The organism is Pseudoalteromonas sp. RW-H-Ap-1 (genome assembly GCF_048318575.1).
Classification (GTDB): Bacteria; Pseudomonadota; Gammaproteobacteria; order Enterobacterales; family Alteromonadaceae; genus Pseudoalteromonas.
In genome coordinates this window covers 2,356,397-2,376,412 of record NZ_CP166996.1, presented here as the reverse complement: position 1 = coordinate 2,376,412, position 20,016 = coordinate 2,356,397, and the positions used below count along the sequence as shown (strand labels likewise).

The window sequence follows — 20,016 nt, the reverse complement described above, 5'->3', positions numbered from 1 at the left end:
TTGAGATGTTAAAACAAGGCTTACTTTTATTATGTTTACTCACCTTGTCGGGATGTGCTCAAGTGCCCGAGAGTAAATATGATGAGCGCGATCCCTTACAAAACGTAAACAGACCCATTTATGACTTTAATATGGATGTACTCGATACCTACATATTAAGGCCAGCTGCTGTGGGTTACATAACCGTCACACCGCAGCCAGTTCGTCGTAGTATTGTGCATTTTACCGATAATATTACCGCACCCGTTGATATTATAAATGCCGGCCTGCAAGGAAAACCAAGCAGTGCCGGAATTAATTTTGCGCGTTTTTTAGTGAATTCAACCGTGGGTGTATTTGGTATTTTTGATGTAGCCAGTTCACTTGGACTTGAGGTAAACGATGAAGACTTTGGCCAAACGCTAGGTGTGTGGGGAGTGGGTGATGGTGCTTACTTGATGATCCCAGCAATGGGGCCATCTACCGCACGTAACTTAACCGGTGATGTTGTTGATAACCTTGTATTGCCTGAAATAGCACTGACCACGCCACAAACCATTTTAGTGTTTGCACTAAAAGCGGTTGAAGCGCGTGCGTCTTTAATGGCTCAGGAAGGATTATTAAATGATTCGTTAGATCCCTACTTATTTATTAAAGACATTTATTTTCAGCGTCAATTATACGAGTTATTTGACGGTAACCCGCCAATAAAAGAAGAGCCTGAAGATTTTGATGAGGATTTCTTAGAAAGCCTTTAATAAAAAATAAAAACGCCAGCAAATGCTGGCGTTTTTGTTGTTTATTAGTAATAACCCATTTAGCTATCAATCATCACCTGCATTTGCTCACTAACCCAATTGAGAGCTTCGTGGTATGCATCAGGCACTTCATCACCTAAGTTTAGTTGCTGAGCTTTGTCATTCGCAGCTTGCCAATCACCTTGCTCATACAGAGTCACTAAACTTAAGTATTCGGCAAGTAGCCCTTCATTTTTTAATAGCGCTGTTTTTATCTCATTAGATAGAGGTAGTTTAAGCATTACGCTGTCCATTTCTTCATCTAATATCGCATCCATAAGCGACATCATGCCAGTTAAGAACGCCATGCCTGTGTCTTTCAGTTTGCCATGTGAAATAGCTAACAACTCACAAAAACGCGCCCGCGTTAACGACAGTCTAATAAGCTCTAATGGCTTATCGGCAGAGACTTGTGCTGCAAACAATAAAGAGAGCAGCTTTTTTATTTCAGCAGCGCCTAATACAATTAGTGCTTGTTTTATAGTGCTTATTTCAGAGCGGCGGGTAAATGCTGCTGAGTTTGAATAGCGCAGAAGTTTATATGATAAGTTAACATCACGCTCAAATACATCGGTGATTTTTTTAAGATCCATTTCTACACTGGATGTTTCATAGAGCAGTTCAGCCAGTGCCATGCCTGATGGCGGTAAGGCTTTACTTTGCACCATCTCAGGTTTTGAAAAGAAAAAGCCTTGAAAGTACTCAAAGCCCAGTTCAAAAGCTTGGTTGTAAAGCTCGTAGGTTTCAACTTTTTCTGCAAGTAATTTAATATGAGGGTAAGGTTTTAAGTCCTCGATGAGCGCTTTAACGATTTCTATATCGCACTTTAAAAAATCAATTTTAATGATATCAATAAATGGATAAAAGTGGCGCCAAACAGGTTGGTGCGCGTAGTCATCTAGAGCGAGTGTATACCCTTTTTCTTTGAGATCTTTAACTATTGCGAGCAGGCGTTTTCCTGGCTGAACGGTTTCTAATATTTCAATAACTACCCCGTCTTTATTTAATAGCGTAGGGTAGCCTTTTAATAAGGTGTCTAGGGTAAAGTTAATATAAGCGGGTTTATTATCGGTTAAATCTTCAAGGCCAAAATTAAACTGACTGCCTTCAATTAGGCGAGACGTCGCTTCGTCGCCGTCAATATTTGGAAATACGTTATCTACCCCATCACGAAATAAAAGCTCGTAGCCAATTAGCTCCTTATTGCGATCTAAAATAGGTTGGCGAGCAGCGTAAAAATACATATAAGATTCCGTAACGGTAGAAATTAATTAACATTGTAATAATATATTGGAAAACATTCAAAATAGCATCGGTAAAATGAATTTTATTAATAAAATATCATGGCTTAGGTAATTTTAATTAATCTAAACTTATTGTTTTTACTCTATTCGTTTTAAAAACAAGCGAATGGATGGTTTTTTATCTACTTAAATTAGCGGGTTGGAGTTATTAGCGATTACCGTGTTATAGTTGAGTAGAAAGCTTTTATTCCAATACTGTCTTAATTATAAGATTTCAAGAGTCATTATTTGGATTACAAGCCTGTTATTACTTTTTTAAGTGGAGGCGAATTTGGAAACAGGAATGATTATTTCACTGGCATTATACTTTATTGTAATGCTAGGAATAGGACTATACGCATATAAGCAATCTACCAGTGATATTTCAGGGTATATGCTAGGTGGTCGTAATTTAGCCCCCAGTGTAGCTGCCCTATCGGCTGGTGCATCAGATATGAGTGGTTGGTTATTAATGGGTTTACCTGGCGCAATGTATTTATTTGGATTGAGTAAGGTTTGGATTGCAATTGGTTTAGTATTAGGTGCATGGGCAAACTACTTTTTAGTAGCACCAAGACTGCGCGTTTATACTGAAAAAGCCAATGACTCCATTACTATCCCTGATTTCTTTGCAAACCGTTTTGATGACAACAAAAATATCCTACGTGTTATCTCTGCAATAGTAATTATTGTTTTCTTTACCTTATATACTTCATCGGGAGTTGTCGCCGGTGGTAAGTTATTTGAAAACTCATTTCAAATGAGTTACGAAATGGGCTTATACATCACCACGGGTGTAGTAGTGGTATATACTTTGTTTGGTGGTTTTTTAGCGGTTAGCCTTACAGATTTTGTGCAAGGCTGTATCATGTTTATTTCGTTGTTGGCAGTGCCAATTGCCACTTACATGATGCTTGACCAACCCTTTATGGATACCTTAGCAAATGCAAACTATCAGCAGTTACTAAGCTCGCCTAAAGCAAGCGAAATTCATTCTTTAAGTATGCTTGACTGGTTTGCGGGCGGTTCTACTATTGCTATTATTTCTGCAATGGCGTGGGGCTTAGGTTACTTTGGTCAGCCGCATATTATTGTTCGCTTTATGTCTATTCGCTCAGTAAAAGAAATGCCAACCATGCGTCGTATTGGTATGTCTTGGATGACGCTATCCGCTATTGGTGCGGTATTTACCGGGCTATTTGGCGCAGCATTCATGATTGAAAACCAAATGCCGATTGCCGATAAAGAAACAATTTTCTTAGTATTGGCTGAATTAATTTTCCATCCGTTAATTGCCGGTTTCCTACTAGCGGCTATTTTAGCTGCGATTATGAGTACTATCTCATCGCAATTATTGGTGTGTTCAAGTTCTTTAACTGAGGACTTTTATAAGATTTACTTAAATCGTAATGCTTCGCAAACTGAGCTGGTATTAGTAGGGCGTATTAGCGTGATACTGGTTGCGTTATTTGCAATCTACTTAGCGTATGACCGCAATAGTTCAATACTAGATTTAGTAAGTAATGCATGGGCTGGTTTTGGTGCTGCATTCGGTCCACTGGTATTGTTTAGCCTTTACTGGAAGCGTATGAACTTAAAAGGGGCTATCAGTGGTATGGTTGTAGGTGCACTAACGGTGCTTGTGTGGATTTATGCGCCTATTACTATTAATGGTGAGAGTTTGAGTAGCGTGATCTATGAAATCGTCCCTGGCTTTATTTTAGCAAGTATTGCGATTGTGGTAGGAAGCCTTATGACAGCTGAACCGAAAAAGGAAATTACTGATCTGTTTGATGAAGTTGAATCGTCATTATAAGTGATTAGTTAACCTAAGTTTTGGTTTAAAAAAATGCCAACCAGTTTAACTGGTTGGCATTTTTATTGGCTGACTTTTAACATTAGCAAATAGTGATGATTTACTCGCTTTTAGCTATCATTATTTAAAGGCATAAAAAAACTGAATTCGAATACCGAATTCAGTTTTTTTAATAATTACTATTAGGTTTTTAAAAGTACTAACTTGCAGCTTTATCTTTTATATCTGCAACGTTATCTGACTTTGTTCTTTTAGCTTTTGCAGGTACTTCTTTAGTCCCCTTAAGTACCGCCATAAAGTCGTCTTTACTTTTCGCAATCTCAAGTGCAAGCGACTCAACTTGTTGTTCACTTAGCGGCACATCTACTTTTTCAAGCATTAGTTCTAGTGACTCGGCGATATCGAGCATTTTGTCATAGGCATCAGCTTCTTTTTTAGTAGTAAACGTCATGCGCTCGACTCCGTTTCGTTCTACAACATATTTAACAACAACAGCCATGATTTCTCCTGCTTACTTACGTGGCAATATGATTATTATAAATCATTAGATTACTGTTTTTATATACAGTACAAGCTTGTGCGTCTTTTTGCAAGCTTTAGCCTTAGTTTATCTGCAGCTTAGTTGACAATAAAGGTCAATTCTACTTTATTTATTAAGTCACTTTATAACGCGTTGTAGTAAAGGAGTCGCAAGGAGTGATTGTTACTGTTAGTACTTATTACCTTAAAAGTACTGGGTGTAAATAATCAACGAATGTTCATGTAGGAACACAAAAGGAAATAGTATGAAATTAGTTAAAATAATCTCGTTAGCAGCCGCTTTATGTTTATTACCTATGGGTACCACTTTTGCGCAAAGCGATATGCTATCAGAGCAGATGCAATCAGCCATGGTTAATATTAATAGTGCTGACTTAAAGCAATTAATTAAGTTACCAGGTGTTGGTAAGAAAAAAGCACAGGCAATTATCGATTACAGGAACGCTAATGGTGATTTTGCATCACTTGAAGAGCTTGCCAAAGTAAAAGGGGTGGGTAAAAAAATGTTAGCCAAACTCGATGGTAAAGTGGCGTTTTAACTTAAAAGGGCGCTATGCGCCCTGATCAAACTGTTTTAATGCTGCACCAAGGTGCTTTTTAGCAAAGTTAATATCTACTGGTGCTGTTAATAGCGGATAGCTCAACCCAGCAACAATCAAAAAGGGCACTAGTAACCAACCTTCAAACAAAGTGAATATTAAAAAAAATGGGCTCAATAGCATCAGCTTCACTATGCGTATGAACACCCTATCACTGGGTGAGAGCATGCTTAAAGAGATAGCAATAACAGTTTGTCGTTGACGAACTTTTAAATGCTTAAGCTCATCAACTTGGCTTGAAAAAAAGTAAACATATTAAAGTGACTTTTTAGTAATTAATCGACTGGCCACTAATATAGTTAGTGTGGCGGTAAAGAGTACAAAAATAATTTCCATCCATGCTGGCATACTTAAACCAGCAAATTGCCAATCTATATTTCCGCAGTCACCTGTCGCTTCAAAAAACTGCGGTATCCAGTGATGTAACGGCATAAATTCTGGAAAGTTTGGCTCAAATTCACAGCTAAATGCGAATGGGTCTGTGGTTGTTTGCATTTCAATGTGCTCGCGGGCTATTAGTAACCCCCATACACTTGAAATCCCCCAAACAGCATAAGCGACAATACGTACTATGAGGTTGTTTGGTTTACTGGCTCCAATCATACCCGCAAAAAGTAGGCCTAATACTGCGGTGCGCTGGTATATGCACATAATGCATGGCGCTAACCCCATGTTGTATTGAAAGAAAAGTGCAGTAACTTCAAGCAGAAAAACAATCCCACTGAATAATAACCAAGGTGTACGCTGAGTACTTAGATTAGCAAGCCAGTTCATAACAATTCCGTATTTAAATAAGGGCTTAGATTATGACTTAGGATAAACAGCGGGGCAAGTAAAAGGAAAAAGCGAGGAGCTATGAAAGCTTTTTGCACCTCAAAGTTAGGGATGCTCTGTTGCATGACTTTCCCCAGAGCCATCAAGTTAATCCAGTTCATGAATAGGTAAGAGCTAGTCAAAGTGTCTCGTATGAATAATAGGTGGGCATTCATATTGTGTTTAATTTCTACCAGTAAAGTTACCCTTTTAATCACATACCTAGGTAATTTAACTTACTTTACTTGTTAGTTGTGACTTGTCTGGTACAATCAGTCAGTTAATCGTATGTAGCGATGTAATGTGAATTAATTCGAGTAGGAATTGAATGAGAATTTTTAAAGCGAAAAGCCCAGCAGGATTTGCTGAGGAATACATAGTAGAGTCAATCTGGAATGGTGATTTCCCTCCAGGTTCAATTCTGCCAGCTGAGCGTGAACTCTCAGAGTTAATTGGTGTTACTAGAACCACATTGCGTGAAGTGTTACAACGATTAGCAAGAGACGGTTGGTTAACAATACAACATGGTAAACCTACTCGCGTAAATAATTTTTGGGAAACGTCAGGATTAAATATTCTTGAAACACTGGCCCGTTTAGACGAAGACAAAATGCCAGAGTTGACCGATCAGTTACTTTCAGCACGCACCAACATCAGCGCAATTTACACCCGCGCAGCAATAAAGCTTGCACCAGAGCGTGTTATTGAAATTTTATCGCAAAGTGATGAACTAGAAGACAGTGCGCAAGCATTTGCTGATTATGACTATAAAGTGCACCATGAGTTAGCTGTTGCTGGTAACAATCGTATTTATGTGCTTATTCTTAATGGTTTCAAAGGCTTTTATTCTAAGATTGGTTGTCATTACTTTTCAGATCCTCGCACTCGTGAGCTTGCACGTCAATTCTATAAAGATCTCACTAAGCTTGCTGAGAATAAAGAGCACGATGGTGCGATATCCATGATGCGTAAGTATGGTCATCAAACCGGTGAAATATGGCAACATATTCGCGGTGATATGCCTAGCGACATTATGGATTAGAAAAAAACCTGCTTTAAGCAGGTTTTTTTATGAACAATAGTCCGTGTATTTATCAAGCGTTCGCTATTTTAGAACGGCGCTATCTATAAATACGATTGTTAATTTATTTTTGATAGCCATAGAATAATGATTAATTAGATATGGTGCTATTGTAATTTAAAAATTAGTGCCCATATTACTATCAGTATTGCGTAAGCAATTGACAATAAACTCAAAATATTTGGAGAATAAAATGGGTGTATTAGTAGGCCGCCAGGCACCAGACTTTACCGCTGCAGCTGTTCTAGGTAACGGTGAGATTGTAGATAGCTATAACCTTCACGAAAAAATCAAAGGTAAAAAAGCAGTAATCTTTTTCTACCCACTAGATTTCACTTTTGTATGTCCTTCTGAGCTTATTGCTTTTGATAAGCGTTATGCAGAATTCCAAAAACGTGGTGTAGAAGTAATTGGTGTTTCTATCGATTCACAATTTTCACACAACGCATGGCGTAACACGGCTGTAGCAGACGGCGGTATTGGTAAAGTTCAATACGCACTAGTTGCAGACGTTAAACACGAAATCTGTAAAGCATACGACGTTGAGCACCCAGAAGCGGGCGTTGCATTTCGTGGTTCTTTCCTAATCGACGAAGAAGGTAACGTACGTCACCAAGTAGTGAACGATTTACCACTTGGTCGTAACATCGACGAAATGATCCGTATGGTTGATGCACTAGCATTCCACAGCGAGCACGGTGAAGTATGTCCTGCTGGTTGGACTGAAGGTAAAAAAGGAATGGATGCAAGCCCTGAAGGCGTCGCTAAATTCTTATCTGAAAACGAAGGCGAGCTATAATTTAGCCCTTTAGTTTAAGATAAAAAAACCGCCATATGAAGTGACCCCCAATAGTTGGACATTCCAATTACTGGGGGTCTTTTTATGTCCAAACATCACCGAGCTTTCAAGCTCAAAATAGCTGAACTCGCTTTGTCTGAAAGCTCTTCGGCGGTAAGTAACAGATTTAATGTTACAGATAGGCAGGTCCGATATTGGACCGCTATTTATCGAATTCATGGCGCTGAAAGCTTCAGGTCTGTTCACAAACCTTATTCTCTAGCATTTAAGGCTGAAGTGTTAAAAACGATGACAGCAAACAGTTGGTCACTCGGTTATACCAGTGCTTTCTTCGATTTATCGTCCCCAGGCATTCTTTTTCAATGGCAAAAGCTTTATGCTCGTGATGGTATATCACGTCTTAAACCACAGAGAAAAGGTAAGCCATTCATGACAAATAATTCTTCTTCATCAAAACTAGTAGAGCAAATGACTGAGGAGGAGTTACGAGAAGAACTAGCATACTTACGAGCTGAGAATGATGTGCTAAAAAAGTTAGAAGCCTTGGCTCAAGCCAGAAAGAAAAAAGCAAAGACAAAACGATAGTCGTCGAAGAGTTCAAGGCAAAGCATAGCTTACGACACCTTTTAAAGGCTATAGGGCTGCCAAAGAGTGTTTACTATTATCATCGCACTACTTGTAAGCAACCCTGTGCAAGCAATGATTTACTGGTAAAAATACGTGATATTTATCACGCGCATAAAGGGCGATATGGCTATCGCAGAATTACGAGTGCCCTGAGAGCAATGGGAGTACTTGTTAATCATAAGCGCGTTCAACGGTTGATGAATGAGTTAGGACTCAAGTCAAAAGTAAGGCCTAAGCGCTATAAATCCTATAAAGGTGAAGTGGGTAAAATCGCAGAAAATACGCTTAACCGCGAGTTTACTGCGCAGAAGCCAAATCAAAAATGGGTGACGGATGTGACGGAGTTTAAAGTGGATAATGAGAAGGTATATCTATCGCCTATGATTGACCTATTCAACCAAGAGGTAATCAGTTACGAAGTCAGAAAATCCGTTGCACTCCCTTTGGTAACTGACATGCTTAAAACAGCAACTGCTAGGTTGAAGCCAAATGAAAAGCCAGTTGTACACTCAGATCAAGGGTGGCAATATCAAAACAAACAATATCAAAATCACCTTAAGGAAAAAGGATTGCAACAAAGTATGTCTAGAAAAGGAAATTGTTTAGATAATGCGGTTGCTGAGAACTTCTTCGGCATATTGAAGAGCGAGATGTACCACAACGAAACGTTTAAAGACGTGAATGATCTTATTGAAAACATTAAAGAATATATCCACTATTACAACAATGAGCGTATTAAACTGAAACTAAAAGGCCTGAGTCCGATACAGTATCGAAATCAGGCCTTGGCAGCCGCTTAGAAATGAGTCCAACTTTATGGGGTCACTTCAATATTGGCGGTTTTTTATTGCTTTTAATTAGAACGAAAAGCTCACTTTAGTGTAAATGTAACGACCGCGAGGGTTGTGTACACCCGATGCGTAACCATACAGATCTGAATCACCGTCACCAATTGCAAATGGTGGCTCTTCATCAAATAAGTTATTAACACCTAGCGATATTTTTGCAGACTCAGTAATACGGTATGATGTTTGTAAATCAACCAATACTTGAGAATCAACAGTACGCGATGTATTACTATCGAAGTCTAAGTTGCCATCGAAATCGATATCCGGCGTATCTTCAAACTCACCCACGTAGCTAATGTTCATGTTCGTGTTGAATTGACCTATTTCCCAGTTTGTTGAGAAAATCCAACGGTGCTCTGGGTAGCCATATTCACCAGTGTAATCGCGGCCGTCTTTTTCAAATTTATCTTGGTAAGCCCATTCTAAATTGAATTTTAGTAAGCCTAACTCATCCAGTGAATGGTTGTAGTTTGCTGAAATATCAACGCCAGAAACTTCTTGTGATGATACATTTTCAAAAGTACTGAATATCTTTTGAATAGTTCCTAGGCTGTCAGTACCTGATGGTGGTAAGCGTACACATACCGTACTATTTTGGTTATTACACTCTGAGTTGTAAATTGGACCAAACTCTTGCTCATCAATTTTATTATCTTGAGTGATACTCCACACATCAACACTTAAACCAAAGTCAGTTGTGGGTGCCCAAATAAAGCCGACGTTCCAAGATTCAGATTCTTCAGCTTCTAAATCTGGGTTACCGGCAAATTCAATGTTGTAATCTAGCGGATCACAATCTTTACCTGTTGCATCACAGCGATAGTTATCAATAAAGAACTGACTCTCTTGAGATGGCCCTAAACCTACTTGTGCAAGTGAAGGTGCTCTAAAGCCTTGCGCCCAAGAACCGCGAACCGTGATTTCATCAGTAGGTGCCCAGCGTAAAGCGACTTTAGGGTTTGTCGTAGTGCCAAAGTCACTGTAATCATCGTAACGGCCCGCAAGTTGTAGCTCTAAGTTTTCCGCAAGTGGAATTGAAAACTCTATATAGGCAGCGTATTGGTCGCGCTCTGCGGCAGCTGAAACTGACTCGGTACCAAAGATTAACCCTCGTTGAAATTGATCATCTGGCGTATCAGTTACGTCTTCTTCGCGGTATTCAATACCGGCCGCCATCATGACAACATCATCACCAAAGTTAAATGCTTCACCTGAAATGTTAGCATCGAACGACGTCATATGAGACTCACCTTGGCGAACCAAGCTCGTTGTGATTCTGTCAACAACAGCCGGATCGTTGTAAGTGCCGCCAAATGGGTTGTAGTTACCTGCGTCAATCTCTTGTTGTAAAAAGTCGGTGCGAACCCAACCTTGTGAACGATCCCCTGTTTGTAATGACTTGCTACGCCCTTTTTGTACCGCTGTTTCCCAGTTCCAGTCGTTAATTTCACCTTTTAAACCAGCAACAAAACGTAATGTGTCTGATTCGATATCCCATTGACGCGCGCCTGCATCCACTGTTCTGTAACGACCAATTTCTATATCTTGACCAAATGGGTTATTTGGATGATTCCCAGGTACGGTTAAACCCGCATCTTCATCAAGTGGCGTTGGTGCGCCAGCTGCAACTGAGCTGTTATGTTGTACAGCCATTTCTAAAAAGCCGGTGATGCCATTGTCAAAGCGGTATTCAAATTGTGAAATTGCGCCTACACGTTCTGATGCAGGGGCAATATAGCCGAATGGACCATAGTCAAATAAGCAACTACCACTTGATGTTGCATTTTCAGCAGGACACGAAGGATCGATTGTTTTAACGCCATCTACGTAAAAGTAGCCAGGAAAGCCACGTGATGAACGAAAGTCTTGGCCGCCATAAGGAGATTGATTAGCAGTACCTAAGCGTCCCATTTCGTCTGATGATAAAGAGGTGTTTTTAAAGTAATCAATAATAACGGACGCACTACTTTTTGCACTCGTTGTACCCCAAACAATGCTAGCCGTAGTTTCTTCATAGTTAGGGCCATCTGTGCCGCCGTAACCTAAATTAACTTCAATCCCGTCGATGTCTTTTTTCAAGATAACGTTCACAACACCTGCTACAGCATCTGAGCCATAGATTGCTGATGCGCCATCTTTTAGAATATCAATACGTTCGATTGCTGAAACAGGAATGCTGTTTATGTCAACAAATGAGTTGGTGATCCCTTCAGCAAATGCGCTTATAGCAACACGACGACCATTAATAAGTACCAACGTAGCATCAGCCCCTAAACCACGAAGGCTGACGGCAGCTGAACCATTAGCGGTTGAGTCTTGGTTATTGCCACGGGTTGAAAAAGTACCATTACCTGCAACAGGCATTCTTTCAAGAAGCTGTTGTAGGTTGTCATAACCCATGTTTTCGATGTCTTCTTTATTAATGGATTGTACTGGCGATGGGCCTTCGATATCGGAACGTTTGATACGAGAGCCTGTTACTTGAATACGTTCTACTTTTTCTGCAGTCTGCTGTGCAGCGTAAGTTGTTGTACTAAAACCTGCTGACAATGCGATAGTAGCACCGATGATTAAGCTCGGTGTAAATGCAATTGATTGCTTCATCCTTAAGTCCTTGTTGATATGTTATAATTTACTTGTTTTTACAAGCCGAATTATTAATACCATGTAACTTAACTGTTATCAATTGACTGCAAAGATGATTTTATTATCGGCACGAATATGTACTGATTTTTTCAATAATGAAAAACAATGGGATACTCGCTATCTGGTGCGGGAGAGTGCTTTGGTCATTATTAAAAAATAAATCACTGAGCGACTTTAATTTGTAATAATTTGTATTTTCTTAAAAGTTTAATCAAAAAAAACGCCTAACATGATGTTAGGCGTTTTTATTTAAACTTTGTGTTTCATTAAACGTTCTTTTTCACGGGACCAATCTTTATTTTTACCATCTTCACGTTTGTCATGCATTTTCTTACCTTTAGCTAAATGGAATTCAAGCTTCACCCAGCATTTTTTCCAATACATAGCAGTGGCAACTAATGAATAACCATCACGCTCAGTTGCACCAACTAAGCGGTCGAGTTCACGCCTGCTTAGTAGTAATTTACGGTAACGTAGCGGGTCACAGATAACATGGGTTGATGCACTATTCAAAGGCTGAATGGTGCTACCTAATAAAAATGCTTCACCGTTTTTTAGATGAATGTAAGTTTCAGAGATATTTACCTTACCTGCTCGGATACTTTTTACTTCCCAGCCTTGGAGTTCAACACCTGCTTCAAACTTGTCGTGTAAAAAATACTCGTGTCGCGCTTTTTTGTTTAGCGCGATGGTATTACTTGTCGATTTTGATGAATTTTTCTTAGCCATAGTGCCCTATAATATACGTTATACAAGATGTTTTACATCGATTTTTTAAATTATACATGCAAAAGCGAAGGATTAATTTAAGCGCGATGAAAGTTTGGGGAAACGCACAAAGCTTGCTAAAATTCCTGCACACAGTTGGGAGTGAGTATGCCACAAATAGAAAAAAGCGCGCTGGTTATGTACAGCACTAAAGAGATGTTTGATCTAGTCAATGATGTAGAAGCCTATTCACAGTTTTTACCTAATTGTTCAGACTCAAAAATTATTAAGCAGCATGATAATAACATGACCGCTAGTTTAGAAATATCCAAAGCCGGTATAAAAAAATGGTTTACCACTGAAAATACGCTAATTGATGAGCAAACAGTGATGCTTCGCTTGGTTGATGGCCCTTTTAAAACCCTACAAGGTCGTTGGCACTTTCAGCAATTAGATGCGCAGGCGTGTAAGGTTAATTTACAGTTAGAGTTCGAGTTTTCAAGTAAGCTAATAGAGCTAGCGTTTGGTAAAGTTTTTAATGATGTGGCTAAAAACATGGTGAGTGCATTTACTCAACGTGCAAAAACCGTGTATGGAGAACGTGCATGATCAATATTGAAGTTGTGTTCGCGTTACCCACTAAGGCAACCACGTTAAATATAGAAGTGCTGCAAGGTACAACGGCTGAGCAAGCAGTAATACAGTCAGGGATTATTAAAAAGTGCCCTGAGATTGATGCAACCGATTTAACTTTAGGTGTATGGAACAGAACGGTAAAGCTTAATCATGAGCTTAAAGATGGCGACAGAATTGAAATTTACCGCCCATTAATTGCCGACCCTAAAGATGCTCGCAGAAAACGTGCTGAAAAAGCCAAAGAAGAGGGCCGTGCTAATAAAGTCACTGGTGGCCGGCCGTTAGATCGTTAGACACAAAAAAGGTGAGCCATGCTCACCTTTTTTAACAACACTTTAATAGCTTCTTATTGCTCTAAAGGTGTTGTAAAGTTTTCTGGTTGCTCATAGTCGCCCGATACCGTAACTAGCTTCTCATTTTCAAAGTTTAATACTAATGATTTATATTGTTCATTAGCACGTCCTTTATTAAAGCTGTATACATAACGCCAAGTATTTTTATCGAAGGCGTCTTCGGCAATGGGTCTGCCTAGTACGTATAGTACTTGTTCGCGAGTCATATTAACGCGAAGCTTATCAACGTCTGATTGTTCTAAAAAGTTACCCTGAGGGATGTTGATTCTGTATACCCAGCTAGAACAACCTGCGGCTGAACTAAGTGTTAAAGCGACGATAAGCCAAAGAGACAAAGTTTTTAACGACTGCATTGTTAGTTGTGATCCTTATTTTTTATAATCTGCATGATACCGATTAGTTACTCAAGGTAAAACCCTTTTGAGTAATTGTTTTTGTTTAGCGTGTTAGGGCGAGGTTTTGACCATTAGTAATCAAAAAAGTTTAAACAATGAGTTGTGCAAAATTAAAAATAAACCGGCGACTTGGTCACTTTATATTGTGCAAACACGGTTTGGTCATTGGTATACCGGTATTACGGTTGATGTGGCCCGACGTATCGCTACTCACCAAGCAGGTAAAGGGGCAAAAAACCTCAAAGGTAAAGGGCCGCTGGTGCTCATTCATCAACAACAAGTAGGTACTAAAAGCGACGCAAGCAAATTAGAGTATGCGATTAAAAAACTTCCACGGGCAAAAAAAGAGGCTTATGTTGCTGCTTTTAAAGGAGGGCTTAATACCACAGGGCTTGTCAAAAGCTGATTAATAAATGCCTCAATTAGCAATACGGCTTCTTGATAGAGGGGAGTATTTATATTTTCGAGCGTATCTTTAGTACTATGATGGAAGTTATCTGCCCCCATAGAAAAGTACACATACGGAATTTTTTGTTTAGCGAATGAATAATGGTCACTGGCTCTGTGCCAGTCGATTTGTTTCGTGTTGGTGAGTCGGCTCATTTTTCGTGATGAATAAACAGGCTTTAATTTGATCTTGTCACCGTTAATCTGGGTAAATAAAGGGCTAAGCTGGCTTTTTAATGCGCGACTTGTTAGCGCGTATAACCGCTTATGTGACTTTTTAACTGCCAACATATCTAAGTTAATATTTAAAACAATTGGGAGCTGGTGCATTGTTTTGGCAAAGTGCTCACTGCCGTGTAAACCATTTTCTTCAGCGTCTGTTGCAACAAACATAAAGCGATATGAAGAAGAAACCGCCAGCGCATTCGATAAATAAAGTAATGCAGCAACACCCGAGGCATTATCGTTAGCACCTGGGTGTAATTTTCCTGCTTGTAGACCTAAATGATCATAATGCGCAGTAATAACAATAACAGGTAAATCTTTTACAGTATTAGTGGCAATAATATTAACGCCTTGTGCGTTAGAAAACAGCCCTGAGGAATAAGTAAAAGGTTGTTCACTTACTGTGAGTTGATGCCCTTTGAAGCGTGTTTTTAAATACTCCCTAGTGAGTAATGCTGCATGGCTATTCGTTTTTCTACCAGCTAATTCTGGGTTGGTTAGTATAGTTAAATCAGTTAATAATTGCGGCTCAATCTGTTTACAAAGGCCGCTCCAACTTATAAAAAAACGATGCAGGTTAAGCTAAATAATTTAATAATGATTCGCCTTCGCAGTGAGTGATTTTAATGCAATGAGCTTATTGTCATAGCGCTGTTTGTGATGAATGAAGTCTGCTTTTTTTCTAGCTTTACGTAGATGAAACTCCGCTTTAGTTATATCACTTAATTTAAAGTAACTGCGCGCCAACCCAAAGTGACTTTCATGTAATGTTGGCGACATAGCGTTAGCTTTTTTATAATGGCTAATCGCGTTTGTATAGTCACCACTTACATAGTCACTGTTACCAAGCGATATATGATAATAAGGGTTAGTTTGGCGCTTTTTGTCAAGTTTTGCCAATAGCTTTTCGCCTTCGGCTACTCTATCTGTGAGTTTATATAATAATGCTAAATTACCTTGCGCAGTATTATCATTGGCGTTTAAGGCAATGGCATAGCGGTACATTTCCTCCGCTTGCTTAAAGTCACCTAATTGTTTAAAGAGTACCCCTAAATTTCCCCAGCTGGCACTAAATGAGGAATCGGTATTGATTGCTGCTTTAAAATAACTATAAGCTAAATCAAACTGTTTATTAACCAATGCCTCGCCGCCTTTATTATTATAAAACATGGCGGTCACTCGTTTTTTTGACAGCGATGAAGTTGCAAAACGAGCTTGTCGGCTATTAGGATCAAAATCAATGATTAAACGCTTATTACGCTGATAAACAAGTGAGCTGTCTTTGAATTTAGTCTTATTGTCTATAGCAATGTTTATGTGCCCAGTGAGTAAATTAAACCCTCGATTTAACGCCCAGTACTCAGGAATATGTACTTTCTGAAAGCGAGCCTTCAGGCCTAAATGTTCGGCTAAGCTATACGCTAAAATAGAGAGGGAAAGACAGTTAGCATTTAAATTTTGATAGCTTTGAGACGCCGTTTGTGTGCCAGTTGATTGATAAGATAGTGAGTTATCACCATTTGAGAGTAAAAAACTAAGTAGACTATAGGCAATTTCATCAGCCGATTTATTTGTTTGTACGTAAGTACTTAATTGTTGTTTAAGGCTCTGATCGAGTTGAAATATTTGCTGTTCAGACTCTACAGGCTGCTGTTGAAGTTGCATTGGGGGAGTAATAATAGGGATTGGCGCGCTTAAATTGGCGTTATCTGTAGTGCTACACGCACTTAAACTCAGCAAACAAGCAGCCAGTAAATAATGTTTAGCTTGAACAGCATTCATACACACCTCTGTACAAAAAACACACTTAAGTATAGTGGTTATTTCATACAGAGGTTATTTTTTAATTTAACAAACTGTTTAACGCTGCTGATTAAACGTGGCTACTAGCGCATCAAGTGTTTGTGCGCTGGTGGCTAAATCACGAATTGCTTGTTCGGTATTGATTTGTTCACTCATTGATTTATCACTGATCTCACTAATTTGCTCAATACTTCGACCGACATCATTTACAACGCTACTTTGCTGCTCGGTGGCTGTGGCAATTAGAGTTGCCATGTCGTTAATTTCATTCGCTGTTTCAGTAATCGTATTAAGCAACTCAACCGAGCTTTGCATTGCGCTGACGCTTTGTTGGGCCTTACCTTTCGATTGGCTGATATCATTTACAACATCATCTGAAATTTGAGTAAGCTCTTCAATCATTGATTGAATTTCAGTGGTTGATTGCGACGTACGATTCGCCAGAGCTCTTACTTCATCTGCAACGACTGCAAAACCACGACCATGCTCACCTGCACGTGCAGATTCAATGGCTGCATTAAGTGCAAGTAAGTTGGTCTGCTCTGAAATCCCTCTAATTGAATCTACAATACTGGCAATATCTATGGTCTTTTTAGAAAGCAGTGCAACCTGCTCGGTAATACCATCAATATCGCTGGCAAGAGCTGATATTGTCGTTTGGCTTTGTAGTACTTGTTGATGACTTTGTTTGGTATTATCGCGGCTATCGTTAGTTAACTTAGCGGCATTCGCTGCACTTTGTGCTATTTCTTGCACCGTAGCGCCCATTTCATTAATCGCTGCAGCAACTGAAATAGTTTGCTCTTTTTGTTTATCCAGCGCTAACGAGTTTTGTTTTGCTTGTGCAAAGACATGATCAGAGCTTTGACGAATACCATGACTTTCATCAGCTACTTGCACAATGGCGGTTTCTATTTTTTCAATAAACTGATTGAAGCCCGACGTTAAATTATTGAGTTCAGGTTGAGGTGATGTGGGTAGACGATACGCTAAATTAGCATCACCTCGACCTAAACGAGAAAACAACTCTGCCATTTTTGATAACGGTGAGGCTAAAGAGCGAGCTAACAAGTAACTGATCACACTTGCGATAAGTGCTGTAATGATAGTGAATGTGAATATTTGCCACTCTAGGGTGTTTACACTTGCGAATACTTCACTTTTTGGTACTTGAGCTAACACAAATAAGTCGGTGTTTTTAATTGGTGTGGCAGCAATCAGCGTGGCCTGTCCATTAATATTTACTTCTTCTAAAGCAAAGCCGTTTTCATCAAGTAATTTGTGATGAATATTAGCACTGTAAATACTATCTATATTAACCTTAGCGACTTTAGCTGCATCTTTATGTAGCTGAATTAAGCCATTTTTATCGGCAATAAATACAAACCCTGACTGTTCAATTTTAAACTGCTGTAGCAGTTTTTGCATATCAGTAATACTTTTTGCTAATCCCGCTAAGCCGAATCCATTAAGCTGCTGATGATTAACAAACATTTTTACATCGTTTGCAGATTCCTGATAAATACTGATTGAATAAGGTTGTTTTGATTGAGTAAAAGCAAAAAACCAACCATCTGCAGCATCATTTTTTAAAACACGTAAAAAGCCATCTTGGTTCCAATATTGCGCGGTGTTTTTATTAGCCCACGAAGCGGTGGCAAGGTCATATTGCTCAACCAAACGATTGAGTTCTTTTAGTAATAATGCATCGTTGGTGTTGCCAGAGTTTGCCCAATCTAAAATAAAGGTATTGGCAGAAAGCTGCTGTGCTGCGCCTAAAAGTTCATTGATCTCCCCACCAATATGATTACTGATTGTTTGCAGCTTACTTGGCAGTTCTGATTCGATCATGCGTTGCTCAATAATATTCTTTGAGTTATGCAAAGACGTCAAACCAATTAATACAGCAACACAAATAGCAATAATGCTTCCAAGCGCTGTTATTTTTTGAGTAATAGAGAGATTTTGTATCGTCATGGTAGTGCTTATATATTTACAACTGAGGCAATGAGGCGATTATTCTAGCACATTATTTATTTTCGGCTATTGATGAATAATTTACATTTAAATAAAAAAAGCCCACAGCAAAAAGCAAATGGGCTTAGCTTCTAACAATTGAAAGTTCTAGGGTTATAGAGTTACACTATTTTTTTCATTGCCGACATATAGCCGCGTAATTTAGCACCCACTTTTTCAACAGGGTGTTCACGCAGTGCGGTATTTATTTGAATTAATGTTTGATTATCTACTTGGTTACTTTGCTCATTTAAGCCTCTGCCAATAACATCGGTATCAATATCTTGCATAAACTCTTGTAGTAGTGGCAAACATGCATGGTTGTATAAGTAACAGCCATACTCTGCCGTATCGGAAATAGTACGATTCATTTCAAACAGCTTTTTACGTGCAATGGTGTTAGCAATTAACGGCGTTTCATGCAATGACTCATAATAAGCTGATTCTGCAATAATACCGGCTGCAGTCATGGTTTCAAACGCGAGCTCTACGCCTGCTTTAACCATGGCTACCATTAAAATGCCGTTATCAAAAAATTCTTGCTCAGTAATTTCTACATCACTTGCTGGGGTTTTTTCAAAATGAGTTTCTGCAGTTTCAGCACGCCACTTTAATAAGTTAGCGTCATCATTTGCCCAGTCTTCCATCATTACTCGTGAAAATGTGCCATCGATAATGTCATCTTGATGTTTGTTATACAGTGGACGCATTATTACTTTTAGCTGCTCACTTAATTCAAACGCTTTTACTTTGGCAGGGTTTGACAGACGGTCAAGCATATTGGTAACGCCGCCATACTTAAGTGCTTCTGTGATCACTTCCCAGCCATATTGAATTAGCTTTGAGGCATAACCAGCATCAACGCCTTTATCAATCATTTTATCAAAACATAAAATAGAGCCAGTTTGTAGCATGCCGCATAAAATGGTTTGCTCACCCATTAAGTCAGATTTAACCTCAGCAATAAACGATGATTTAAGTACTCCCGCACGATGACCACCTGTACCTGCGGCATAGGCTTTTGCTTGTGCCAAGCCATGCCCTTGAGGGTCGTTCTCTGGATGAACCGCAATGAGTGTCGGTACACCAAAGCCGCGTTTATACTCTTCACGTACTTCTGACCCCGGACATTTTGGAGCAACCATAATAACGGTAATATCTTCACGAACTTGCATGCCTTCTTCAACAATATTAAAGCCATGTGAGTAAGCAAGCGTTGAGCCGTGTTTCATTAATGGCATAATAGCATTAACAACCGCAGTGTGTTGCTTATCAGGTGTTAAGTTAAGTACTACATCGGCTGTTGGGATTAATTCTTCATATGTACCCACTTTAAAACCATTTTCCGATGCATTTAAGAATGACTGACGACGCTCAGCAATCGCTGATTCACGCAGTGTATAGGCTACATTTAAACCCGAATCACGTAAATTTAAGCCTTGATTTAAGCCCTGTGCGCCACAGCCTACAATCACTAACTTTTTACCTTTAAGTGCAGCAACACCATCGTTAAATTCGTCTGCCCCCATAAACTCACATTGTGCCAGTTGCGCTAATTGTTCACGTAAAGGTAAGCTATTAAAATAATTTGCCATGATTAAGGTT

General features: G+C 39.2%; 20 protein-coding genes and 1 pseudogene. 10 read left to right on the top strand and 11 right to left on the bottom strand.

Annotated elements, in window-relative coordinates; translation table 11 throughout:
* Window positions 1-5: 5 nt before the first annotated feature.
* On the top strand, window positions 6-737 hold the full coding sequence (locus AB8618_RS11330) for a VacJ family lipoprotein (RefSeq protein WP_413402779.1): 732 nt from the start codon (window positions 6-8) through the stop codon (window positions 735-737).
* A 59-nt stretch (window positions 738-796) separates the two neighbouring features.
* Here AB8618_RS11330 and AB8618_RS11325 read toward each other — a convergent pair whose 3' ends face one another.
* A complete protein-coding gene (locus AB8618_RS11325) occupies window positions 797-2,020 on the bottom strand; it encodes an EAL and HDOD domain-containing protein (RefSeq protein ID WP_138605325.1) in 1,224 nt (407 codons plus the stop codon).
* Between the two features lie 343 nt (window positions 2,021-2,363).
* Here AB8618_RS11325 and putP point away from each other — a divergent pair, with 343 nt between their 5' ends.
* Window positions 2,364-3,875 (top strand): sodium/proline symporter PutP, encoded by a 1,512-nt coding sequence (gene putP / locus AB8618_RS11320; protein ID WP_138605326.1) that lies wholly within the window; start codon window positions 2,364-2,366, stop codon window positions 3,873-3,875.
* A 199-nt stretch (window positions 3,876-4,074) separates the two neighbouring features.
* Here putP and AB8618_RS11315 read toward each other — a convergent pair whose 3' ends face one another.
* Window positions 4,075-4,374 (bottom strand): YebG family protein, encoded by a 300-nt coding sequence (locus tag AB8618_RS11315; RefSeq protein ID WP_409423604.1) that lies wholly within the window; start codon window positions 4,372-4,374, stop codon window positions 4,075-4,077.
* A 286-nt stretch (window positions 4,375-4,660) separates the two neighbouring features.
* On the opposite strand from AB8618_RS11315, the gene AB8618_RS11310 reads away from it, so the two are divergent.
* Window positions 4,661-4,954, top strand: a complete 294-nt coding sequence (locus tag AB8618_RS11310) for a ComEA family DNA-binding protein (protein WP_409423603.1) — start codon at window positions 4,661-4,663, stop codon at window positions 4,952-4,954.
* A 12-nt stretch (window positions 4,955-4,966) separates the two neighbouring features.
* Here the strand turns inward: AB8618_RS11310 and AB8618_RS11305 are convergent.
* Window positions 4,967-5,260, bottom strand: a pseudogene (locus AB8618_RS11305) (hypothetical protein); the annotation flags it as partial.
* Between the two features lie 9 nt (window positions 5,261-5,269).
* Entirely contained in the window at window positions 5,270-5,788 is a 519-nt protein-coding gene (gene dsbB / locus AB8618_RS11300) for a disulfide bond formation protein DsbB (protein ID WP_413402774.1), read from the bottom strand.
* A gap of 367 nt (window positions 5,789-6,155) precedes the next feature.
* On the opposite strand from dsbB, the gene fadR reads away from it, so the two are divergent.
* The 4 genes from fadR to AB8618_RS11280 all read left to right on the top strand — a co-directional run bounded on the left by fadR (window position 6,156) and on the right by AB8618_RS11280 (window position 9,134).
* The gene (gene fadR, locus AB8618_RS11295; RefSeq protein WP_138605332.1) at window positions 6,156-6,869 is read left to right on the top strand and encodes a fatty acid metabolism transcriptional regulator FadR; all 714 of its coding nucleotides are present in this window, start codon (window positions 6,156-6,158) and stop codon (window positions 6,867-6,869) included.
* 232 nt (window positions 6,870-7,101) lie between these two features.
* Window positions 7,102-7,707, top strand: a complete 606-nt coding sequence (locus AB8618_RS11290; protein ID WP_008109095.1) for a peroxiredoxin — start codon at window positions 7,102-7,104, stop codon at window positions 7,705-7,707.
* Window positions 7,708-7,791: 84 nt separating this feature from the next.
* Window positions 7,792-8,292: a transposase gene (locus AB8618_RS11285; RefSeq protein WP_409423191.1), complete on the top strand. Its 501-nt coding sequence runs from the start codon at window positions 7,792-7,794 to the stop codon at window positions 8,290-8,292.
* Window positions 8,289-9,134, top strand: a complete 846-nt coding sequence (locus AB8618_RS11280) for an IS3 family transposase (protein WP_409425569.1) — start codon at window positions 8,289-8,291, stop codon at window positions 9,132-9,134. The genes AB8618_RS11285 and AB8618_RS11280 overlap by 4 nt, the downstream gene beginning before the upstream one ends.
* Window positions 9,135-9,191: 57 nt before the next feature.
* On the opposite strand, the gene AB8618_RS11275 is transcribed toward AB8618_RS11280, so the two are convergent.
* Window positions 9,192-11,786: a TonB-dependent receptor gene (locus AB8618_RS11275; protein WP_413402771.1), complete on the bottom strand. Its 2,595-nt coding sequence runs from the start codon at window positions 11,784-11,786 to the stop codon at window positions 9,192-9,194.
* A 291-nt stretch (window positions 11,787-12,077) separates the two neighbouring features.
* Complete coding sequence (smpB, locus tag AB8618_RS11270; protein ID WP_008109102.1) at window positions 12,078-12,557, bottom strand: SsrA-binding protein SmpB; 480 nt, start codon at window positions 12,555-12,557, stop codon at window positions 12,078-12,080.
* 147 nt (window positions 12,558-12,704) lie between these two features.
* Here smpB and AB8618_RS11265 point away from each other — a divergent pair, with 147 nt between their 5' ends.
* Together AB8618_RS11265 and AB8618_RS11260 are read left to right on the top strand one after the other, a co-directional pair.
* A complete protein-coding gene (locus AB8618_RS11265) occupies window positions 12,705-13,145 on the top strand; it encodes a type II toxin-antitoxin system RatA family toxin (protein WP_413402769.1) in 441 nt (146 codons plus the stop codon).
* The gene (locus AB8618_RS11260) at window positions 13,142-13,465 is read left to right on the top strand and encodes an RnfH family protein (protein ID WP_008109106.1); all 324 of its coding nucleotides are present in this window, start codon (window positions 13,142-13,144) and stop codon (window positions 13,463-13,465) included. Before AB8618_RS11265 ends, AB8618_RS11260 begins: the two co-directional genes overlap by 4 nt.
* Window positions 13,466-13,518: 53 nt before the next feature.
* Here the strand turns inward: AB8618_RS11260 and AB8618_RS11255 are convergent, their stop codons facing one another.
* The gene (locus AB8618_RS11255; protein WP_138605338.1) at window positions 13,519-13,878 is read right to left on the bottom strand and encodes an outer membrane protein assembly factor BamE; all 360 of its coding nucleotides are present in this window, start codon (window positions 13,876-13,878) and stop codon (window positions 13,519-13,521) included.
* 106 nt (window positions 13,879-13,984) lie between these two features.
* Here AB8618_RS11255 and AB8618_RS11250 point away from each other — a divergent pair, with 106 nt between their 5' ends.
* Window positions 13,985-14,326 (top strand): GIY-YIG nuclease family protein, encoded by a 342-nt coding sequence (locus AB8618_RS11250; RefSeq protein WP_413402767.1) that lies wholly within the window; start codon window positions 13,985-13,987, stop codon window positions 14,324-14,326.
* On the opposite strand, the gene AB8618_RS11245 is transcribed toward AB8618_RS11250, so the two are convergent.
* The 4 genes from AB8618_RS11245 to ilvC form a co-directional block, all read right to left on the bottom strand.
* Window positions 14,272-14,931, bottom strand: coding sequence for a M28 family metallopeptidase (locus AB8618_RS11245; RefSeq protein WP_409425583.1), 660 nt, complete (start codon window positions 14,929-14,931; stop codon window positions 14,272-14,274). The two genes, AB8618_RS11250 and AB8618_RS11245, sit on opposite strands and share 55 nt — an antisense overlap.
* 252 nt (window positions 14,932-15,183) lie before the next feature.
* Window positions 15,184-16,374 carry a tetratricopeptide repeat protein gene (locus AB8618_RS11240; protein WP_409423594.1) on the bottom strand — a complete coding sequence of 397 codons (1,191 nt, stop codon included), beginning with the start codon at window positions 16,372-16,374 and terminating at the stop codon, window positions 15,184-15,186.
* A 78-nt stretch (window positions 16,375-16,452) separates the two neighbouring features.
* The gene (locus AB8618_RS11235; RefSeq protein WP_413402765.1) at window positions 16,453-18,372 is read right to left on the bottom strand and encodes a methyl-accepting chemotaxis protein; all 1,920 of its coding nucleotides are present in this window, start codon (window positions 18,370-18,372) and stop codon (window positions 16,453-16,455) included.
* Window positions 18,373-18,533: 161 nt separating this feature from the next.
* On the bottom strand, window positions 18,534-20,006 hold the full coding sequence (gene ilvC / locus AB8618_RS11230) for a ketol-acid reductoisomerase (protein ID WP_413402763.1): 1,473 nt from the start codon (window positions 20,004-20,006) through the stop codon (window positions 18,534-18,536).
* Window positions 20,007-20,016: the final 10 nt, after the last annotated feature.